Source organism: uncultured Clostridium sp. (assembly GCF_947039605.1).
Lineage (GTDB): Bacteria > Bacillota > Clostridia > Clostridiales > Clostridiaceae > Sarcina.
Genome location: NZ_CAMQZG010000077.1, coordinates 1 through 9,244 on the forward strand (window position 1 = coordinate 1; position 9,244 = coordinate 9,244).

Below are 9,244 nucleotides of genomic sequence, written 5' to 3' on the forward strand. Positions count from 1 at the left end.
CTTTTTTGATTTTAGGAAACTCAATTTCTATATCTGCTCCATAATATATTAAAAATTTCTCCATACTAATTTCTCCTTTTACTGTTTGTTATTTTGATACTTTATTATGCCACCACTCTAACTATAAAAAACAGCAATGACACCAATAGTGTCATTACTGTTAAGTAATGCTGCTAAATATATTCTATCTTTTATAGTCAACTCGTTTAACTCTTTTTTAGCTCTATAAATATATCTATCATCAATTATCCATCGCTTATAATCATTACACTCTAGTTAAACATATAAAGATATAAAAAAACAAGTGCTCCACAAACACCTGAATTCTTTGAAAGGATTAAGATATAAAATAAATAACGAGCTCATTTTTGAGTTGGTTATTTATTTTATATACGAAATTAACATTTATTTTCAAACTCATTCACTGTTAGCGAATGACTTTTATTTTTCAATTCATTTATGAATATCAAGAGTAGTACTAAAATAATTCATTAAATACCCTAGATTAAGAGACCTCAAAAACTAAAATGTACAGTATACACATCAGCTTTTAATCGCTATCCCTTCAAAGGATACCAAAATAAAGGGAGTAAAAACTTTTACCCCCTTTACTATATTTAAAATTAAATTTCTGAACGTTATTTTTAAATATAGTCACTTAACTTTTAAACCAACTATATTTTAATAAACTTAAAAATTTCACATTTAAAATTTTATTTGAATTATCTATCAGGAACAAATATTTGAGCTATTCCCGTTTGAAAATTCCCATGATTAGTAGCAGTAGTATGACTAACCTCTAATCCAAAATTACCTCTAGTATTACTAGCTCTTATTCCTGGTCTAGTTGTTACTCTTTTAGAATAACCTATTACCGGTCCAACAAATCTCCATCTTCCATATTTATTACTAAAACTTGATAAATCTTTAGTAGTCCAATTACCAATATTAAAAGACCATGATACACTCGGAATGCCTAATCTACTTAAAGAAACACCAACATTTTGAGATGTCGTAGATGATGGACCGTAATCTATTAATTTTTGACTTCCAAAAGCTTGAATACTTAATCTAGTATATTGATCATTTATTCTTCCATTAGATACTTGTGATTCTATAGCTGCTACACTACTAATATCCCAAGCTGAACCTGTAACACCATCTATATTAACCTTATTATTCTTTCTTTCTAACGAAACAGAATTAGTAAGTTTATAGACAGTTGAACCTGAGTAATTAAAATTCCATGAAAAATTTCTAACATAAGAGTTTTTCAAAAGTTTCTCGTTATATATGGATTTTGCTGCAACTAAATTTTTATCTTTAATTTCTTTTTTAATATTCTCTATATCTCCATCTATATTTTCATCCGAAAAATAATATTGAGCATAATCATAATCATCAGTAATAACTTTATGAACCGCAACTAAATCAAACCCATTTTTTTCTACTAATAAATTAGTTTCAAGTTTTTCCCCATTATTATGAATAAGAACATCTTTATTTTTTTCAACATTAAGTATGTTTTTTGTATTTTCATCCTCTGCTTCATAATAATTTGTTGAAACAATATCCTCTAATACAATATTGCTATCATTTCTTAAAACTTCAAAATCATCAGCTTTTGCAGTTACAGGACTAAAATTCAGGAAACTAGTTGTTAACGCTATACATAATACTCCTAAAATAATTTTTTTCATGTTATCCCCCCTAAATATAATATTACATTTAAATATTATACTAAATAAATAAACTTTTTACATATATAATGTTAATTTATTAATAAATCAATATTATATGTATTTTTTATAATATAAAACTTGTTATCTACTAGGGGGTATCCCTTGAAATATGTATATCGTACACCTAGGAAAATATTCATATTTGATTAATGTCTATATATGTTTCTCCATTAAAATTAAAAAACCTTTAAGGGGGGACGCCCATAGCCATCAGGCTAAGAGAAACAATAAAAGTAAATTCTACAAAATAGCTATTTGAGAAAGATTATTTTATATATTTTTCTTGAATAGCTTATTTTTTTCATTCTGAAATATAACTTTTTTTATTTTTGGGTAAACTTAATAAAGCTTATCTATGAATTGTAAAATTAATGCAAATAAGCTTAAATTAAATTGCTAATTTTAGAGGGCAATCCGATGATTTTATTAATAAATTCAGTATTTCTGTAGTTATTACTGATCCTTTTCTTTTTGATTTTTTAGCTAATCTACTTATAATTTCTATCAATCTATTTAAACTTTTGCTAATAAACAAATCTCCTTTAAAAATATCGTGTTTTAGCCGTGGAAAATACTCAATAACTTTATCAAAAGCTTTGTGATTACTAATTTTAGCTCCCTTTGTTTCTAAAGAAATTTCTTTTGCTGTATAAACTATGTTTGAAGAAAATAAAAGTGCAATTAATCTTCCATAAAGAAAGCATTTGAATCTTTGTATTTTTACTTTTTTAACTTGATGTATTTTAAAAATAGACTTCCAAATTTTAAACAAATAAAAGATATCTTCTACACTATTTCCTTAAAAATATCTAACAAGTGTTAAACATTAACTTTGTTATTTATACTAACAACCCTGTCTTGGTTGTTGTAGATATACAATAGTTAAAGATTGGCTAGAGGAGCAAGTTTTTTAGGGGGATTCCCCTCTTCGCTACGCTCATTCACCCCGCTACCGTCTTCCACTACGAAACAAGTTCGGGCGTTTCAGTTGGTCTACAATAAAGACCCAATACTTTTTATCTTTCCGTCTAGTTTTTAAAAAGGATAAGGGTTCTGACTGATCGGGGTCCAGAGCACAATTCGTGCAAAAGTACCAACAAGAAAATTTACCTTCCATAAATTACAGTATTTGTATTTATGGAAGGCTTTTTATTATCTAATAAACGTTCATTTTTTATATAAAGATTTTTAATTATCTTTTTTTAAAGGTCTTAAATTGTCAAAATCATATTTTATATCTGAATTGAAGTTATATTCTCCAACAAAGTTAATATGCTCCCATGCTAATGGAGAAATATTCTTTAATAGCTCCTCATTGAAGGATTCTTTTTCCTTCAACTTTTCTATAGCTTTTGAAAGATATACTGTGTTCCATAATGTAATAGCATTTATTAAAATATTTAGTGCACTAGATTTTTGTAATTGATCTTGCATCGCTCTATCATGAAATGTACCGTTTTTTTCAAAGAAAATTGCTCGCGCTAGAGCATTCATAGCTTCACCTTTATTGAGTCCTTTCTGAATTCTTCTTCTTAAAGGTTTACTTGAAACATAATCTAAAATAAATATAGTCTTTTCTATTCTACCAAGCTCTCTTAAAGCTGTAGCTAAACCATTTTGCCTTGAGTATGAACCAATCTTTGACATTATTAGAGAGCCTGAAACTTTCCCCTCTTTTATTGAATAAATTAATCTTAAAACATCATCATAATGTTCTTTAATAATTTTAGCATTTATCTTACCTTTAAATATTTCTTTAATATTTATAAACTTATCAGTTTTATCTAAAATATACAATTTTGAATCAGATAAGTCCCTAAGTCTAGGAGCAAATCTAAAACCTAGTATATGGGTTAATGCAAATATTTGATCTGTATATCCAGCAGTATCAGTATAGTGCTCTTCAATGTTCAATTCGGTTTCATGATGTAGTAACCCATCAATTACATGGATAGCATCACGTGAATTAGTATTTATAACAGTTGAATAAAAGCTAGAATATTGATCACTAGTAAATCTATATATTGTTACACCTTTTTCAGAACCATAGTGTGGGTTATGACTAGAATTTAATGATGATACAGTATTTTGAACCCTCATTCCATCAGATGATGATGTAGTACCTTCCCCCCAATATTGTGATAGTCCTTGATTGTGTTGAAAATTAACAATAGTTGCCTCAGCCTTATTCAATGCATCATCATACATTCTCCAATTTGATATATTAGAAAGTTGATTATAAGATATTTTTTCTGTTGTTGCTTGTGACATCTTATTAAGTCCTATATTAGTTCCCAATGCCATTAATGTTGCCATTATGATTGTTTTATCATTTTCACTAGGTTCTTTATTGGTTGAAGCATGGATAAATTGCTTTTCAAACCCCGTCCAATTTGATACCTCAATAAGTAAATCAGTAAGATTTATACTTGGTATCATTGAGTACAATTTATAACTAAGTTCTTTTGCTTCCTCAGGAGTTGCTTTGCCTAATTTAGATAACACAAACTTATCTTTATCAATAGTTACATCTTCCAATATTTCAATATTTTTTGATAACCATTCTAGTTTTTTATATAAAACAGTACTTCTTTCACTTAAATATTCATCAACAGACAGTGATATATTCATATCTCGAGTTAACTTTAATTTATATTTTTGCCATTCTTCTTTTGAGATAAGATACCCATCAAAATCTTTATATTGTCTACTTCCTATAATAGAAATGTCACCAGAACGGACTGCATTTCTAAATTTAGTAAAAGCTGCTAACTCATAATATTGGCGATTTATATTACCATCTTCATCATAAACATGCTTTTCCCACCTCTTTGGAACAAAATCAAGGGGAGATCCTTTGGGTATTTTCTTTTTATTTGAATTATTTACACCTGCAATAGTTTCTAAGGCATTTATTATAGGTCTTCCAGTGTTAGAAGCATTGAAACTTAATGTTTTAAGGAGTACAGGAGTATATCTTCTAAGTCTTTTATATTGAGTATGTAATAGGTCTAAATAATCATATTCTTTAGGTCTTGCAATTTTTGAAGCATCATTAACTGAATTTATAAACTCACTCCAAGGCATAATTTTTTCAATTTCTTCAAAGGGATCTATCCCTTTTTCTTTGGCTTTAATTAATGCTTTACCCAATTTTGCATAATGATTAATCCCTATGTTTATTTTTTTTCATTTTTCTTTAATATCTCTTCTTGAGCTTTTCGCCCATTAGATTGCAGTGTTGTTATTTGAGTATCATGAATATAAAAGGCTTGATCTATAAAATCTTTTTGTAAATTCAAAAGATAGATAGACAAAAGTCCATATTTTTTAAAATCATCAAATCGCTTAAAATCATAAGAATCATACTTAGAAGCTAACCTATATAATTCTTTTTCTTTATTATTATGAAGGCAATTTAAATCTATTTTAATATTGATAGAGACTATGTAATTTAATCTTTTTATTATCTCTAAAAATGTTTCTGGTGAAGCTTTACCTGGTATTTCTCTAAGCCAAGATAGCCTAGTTTTAACTTGATCTGAATCAATTAATAGAATTTTATCAATGAGGTTTCTTTGCATATAAGTTAAACTGTTGTATATATTTTCAAAGATAGTCTGCTCTAAGTGTTTTCTAGCTTCCCAGACTATTTGCTCAAGTGACCTTATTGATGGAAGTATTATTTTATCTTGTTTCAGGATATTTACGACCTTATTCACAAGGTAAACACCATTATTGGTTACAGATGCTTTTTCTAAAGCTTTATTGAAAATGAGTTCTTTAATAAGGTTATCAAATTTTTTATAACCAAATATCTCACATATCTCATTCAAATGATTAGATTTAGTACTTTTTCCAACCTCTATTAAATATATGTTGAATAATGAAAAATCTACATCAATTTGATTTGCAACAAATTTAATAATATTAATTAGAATTGCATTAAAATCAAATATAGACCAACCAAAATGACGTAGAATAGTTAATTGTATGGCAAAACCTAGTCTATTATAGTCACCTCTATGATTATTTATTAAATCTATATCTTCAAAGGAAAGCGTGTAATATTTAGTTAATTCGTCAGCCGGTATATTATCAGAAATACTCATAATTGCTAGTCTTTGATTATTAGTTAATAATTCTCTTCTATTTAAATACATTTTTAATTTCCTCTCTAAATATATCTATATAGCGTAGCTCTAGATATATTTAACATTTTACATATATCTTTTACTGAAGTAGTTCCATCATTATATAAAGTTTTAGCTATAGATATTTTATTTTCATCCATTATTTTAGGTCTCCCACCTAACTTCCCCCTTGCTCTAGCAGCCTTTAAACCTGCTTTGGTTCTTTCTCTAATAATATCTCTTTCAAATTCAGCTAAAGCAGCAAATATATGAAAAATAAGTTTTCCACCACTATTGGTAGTATCTATTTTTTCATGTAAACTTAAAAAACCTATATTCTTTTCACTCAACTGATTTATAATTTCTATTAGCTGTTTCAGAGTTCTACCTAATCTATCTAACTTCCAAACCACTAAAATATCTTCTTCTCTCAAATAGCTTAAAACTTCAGTTAATCCAAATCTTTCTGTATAAGCTCCACTTGCCACATCTGTAAAGACCTTTTCGCATCCAATTTCCCTAAGAGCATCTAACTGCAATTCTAATTTTTGGTCTTCAGTAGATACTCTGGCATATCCTATTAGCATTTTAATTTCTCCTTTGTATTAAAAGTCATTAAATTAATATAGTTTTGATATTTTGATTTTGAGATAAGTATATATATATATTCTTTGTATATAAATTAATTATTATTCTATTTTAGAATTGCTGTATCAAAAACGAACGTTTATTAGACAATAAAAAACCTTCCACAAATACAAATACTGTAATTTATGGAAGGTAAATTTTCTTGTTGGTACTTTTGCACGAATTGTGCTCTGGACCCCTATAAAGTGGCGAATAAAACCTTTAATATGTCTTTTTTCTATATTTTTATAAAAAAAGAGCTCTACTTTCGTAAAACTCTTTTCATATTGACTATAAATTTTAACCTATTTTAATATAAGAAATTATAAAATTAAATAAAAAACAAAGGGGATGACACCATGAATACTACAAAAAAAATTATTCTAACAAAAAGTGCAATAATAATACTTGCAGTTCTTTTTTCTATATTCCTAGTATTTAATTCAATATCTAATTCTACTTCTTATTTAATTACAAGTACCAACCAAATAACCTTTAGTTCTTTACAAAAAGAAACAATACTTTTATTTTCTATTCTAATTGGTTTAATTGGTTTTTGTTCACTAATAACTATTAATAACCATTTTTCATTTAAAAAAAATATTAAAATTATTAATTTGATAGTTTTATTTCTAACTATAATTTTAATAATTGTTTTAAATTCAACATTCCCCTCAGTAAAATTCACCTTAGCATCATCACTTCCTAATCTTGCAAATAATTTTATCACGTTCGGAAGTTTTTTGTCTGCTTTATTTATAGCAATATTTGTTTTTATAGGTTTTGTATACGTGTGTATCACTTTAAAAATACATGCATATACCACTTAATAATAACTAAAATTATACTATCCCATATTTCCTGCTCTTCTTAATTCTAAAAGTTTTAATAAAGCAAAAAGACCTAAAGTTCCATCTATAATTGCTTCTTTACTCATATGACTTAATATATCTATAATTCCAGATATAACTTCATATACAATAGTAGCTTTATTATCTGCATTAACAGATACACTTGCTCCATTATTAGCAGTATCTGTTAGTGTATATATTGTATTTGTAAATAAACTTAATGCATAATCTCCTGATATTTGATATAAAGTTCCCATATCTGATTCTCTAAATATTATATCTTTTTTTACTCCTAAAATTATATCAAAAACAATAGAGTCACCTACTAGTGATTTTATTGTTTTTAACTTTCCATTGCTTCCCATTTCTTTACTATCTGTTGGTATTTTAACACCTACTTCTAATGCCATTTCATAATAACCTGGTTCTGCTTCTGAATTTCCTTTCCAAGAAATAAAGAATTTACAATCTCTAATTTTAACACTTGGAAGTAATGATAATAATTTTGTTTGGAAACTTTGTGAATTTAATAATTTTGAACTAAAGCTATTTCCTATTCCTGAATTAGTAAATGTTACTGAAGGAGTAGCTAATCCATCAAATTTAAAAGTTAAATCACTTCCTGACCCTAATTGCGGTCTTATTCCTGATTCATATCTTAAATAACACGCATCATTTGCTATATAGAACGGACCACCACTTAAATATAATTTCTTTTTATCAATTTTAGCTAATTTTAATAATTCTGGTCCCTTTATATTAAACACTGATGTAAGTGGATATAATAAAGCCTTTTCAATAATATCAAAATCCACCTCTGAAAGTTGACTTGTATTATAATTTGTATAAGAATTAAATGTCTTATTTGAAGCTCCTACATTACCCTCTATATCAACCAAACTACTAAATCCAGTATCCTTTCCTGAAACTACATCTTTATCTATTTGTATTCCATCTACAGAAAACCCTTCTTCTATCTGGTTAAATGCCCATTCTTTCGGCATTTTAAATCCCATATTTCCACTATATCCATATGATGCACCATCTACAAAAGCTAGTGTTGCATAACCAGCTTCTATTACCTTTGCACATATATTTCTTGAACCATATATTCCTATATTATATCTTAATTCAGCTTCATTAAATTTATTATAGATTACTTCAAAATATGGCATTACTAAATTCTCTATTTGCCCACCTTCCATATCATGATCTACAGTAAAATATATTCTTGTTCCTTTTGGTATTCCTAAGTTCTCACATGCTATAACTGCACTAGTTGCATCATTTACTCCTTGTTCTGGTGAAAAATAAGTTGTTAGATAACTTCCTGTTTCATATATTGGAAAAACATTTAATCCACCTTTCAATATAGCTTTAAGTTCATGTATTGATGTTGCATGATTACCTGTTAAATACCTTCCAACTATATTATAACCATTTGATTTTAACAATTTAGCTTCTTCATATGTTAATGCATTCGCTAGATCACAGCCTTTTACATCTCTTTTAGGATTTCCAGAGCTTAGTAATAGTGCCATCCATATATCTAGTCCGACTTTTGTACCAAATTTAGTATCGATCCCGTTATTTTTACCAAAAGCTTCAACTGCCAAAAGTGTTATATTATCGTATTTACCTGTAAATTCAACGGTTATATTACCATTACAATATAGACTATATTGTAATAATGTTACATAATAATTTTCTTCTCCATAGCTTAATGTTGGTGCTTTTTCCTGTGTAGTTGGACTAAAATATCCATTTCCTATATTAGCATTTTCAATTTGATATGCTACAAGCATAGCATTAGTAGTATTCCAACCGGGTTCACCCCATACCCATCAGGCTAATACTTCCAATATTTGTTTTATGATATAATTTTTAAGAC

Annotated in this window: 6 protein-coding genes and 1 pseudogene; all 7 read right to left on the bottom strand. The window is 27.4% G+C overall.

Annotation, left to right across the window (positions count from 1 at the left end):
* Positions 1-722: 722 nt before the first annotated feature.
* Entirely contained in the window at positions 723-1,700 is a 978-nt protein-coding gene (locus Q0V24_RS16460; protein ID WP_297523171.1) for a hypothetical protein, read from the bottom strand.
* A 544-nt stretch (positions 1,701-2,244) separates the two neighbouring features.
* A pseudogene (locus Q0V24_RS16465) lies at positions 2,245-2,514 on the bottom strand (IS4 family transposase); the annotation flags it as partial.
* A gap of 416 nt (positions 2,515-2,930) precedes the next feature.
* Positions 2,931-4,895 carry a Tn3 family transposase gene (locus tag Q0V24_RS16470; protein ID WP_297523173.1) on the bottom strand — a complete coding sequence of 655 codons (1,965 nt, stop codon included), beginning with the start codon at positions 4,893-4,895 and terminating at the stop codon, positions 2,931-2,933.
* Between the two features lie 26 nt (positions 4,896-4,921).
* Positions 4,922-5,905, bottom strand: a complete 984-nt coding sequence (locus Q0V24_RS16475) for a DUF4158 domain-containing protein (protein WP_297523174.1) — start codon at positions 5,903-5,905, stop codon at positions 4,922-4,924.
* A 14-nt stretch (positions 5,906-5,919) separates the two neighbouring features.
* On the bottom strand, positions 5,920-6,462 hold the full coding sequence (locus tag Q0V24_RS16480) for a recombinase family protein (RefSeq protein WP_297523176.1): 543 nt from the start codon (positions 6,460-6,462) through the stop codon (positions 5,920-5,922).
* Between the two features lie 503 nt (positions 6,463-6,965).
* Entirely contained in the window at positions 6,966-7,304 is a 339-nt protein-coding gene (locus Q0V24_RS16485; protein WP_297523178.1) for a hypothetical protein, read from the bottom strand.
* A 45-nt stretch (positions 7,305-7,349) separates the two neighbouring features.
* Positions 7,350-9,158 (bottom strand): glycoside hydrolase domain-containing protein, encoded by a 1,809-nt coding sequence (locus tag Q0V24_RS16490; protein WP_297523179.1) that lies wholly within the window; start codon positions 9,156-9,158, stop codon positions 7,350-7,352.
* Positions 9,159-9,244 lie beyond the last annotated feature (86 nt).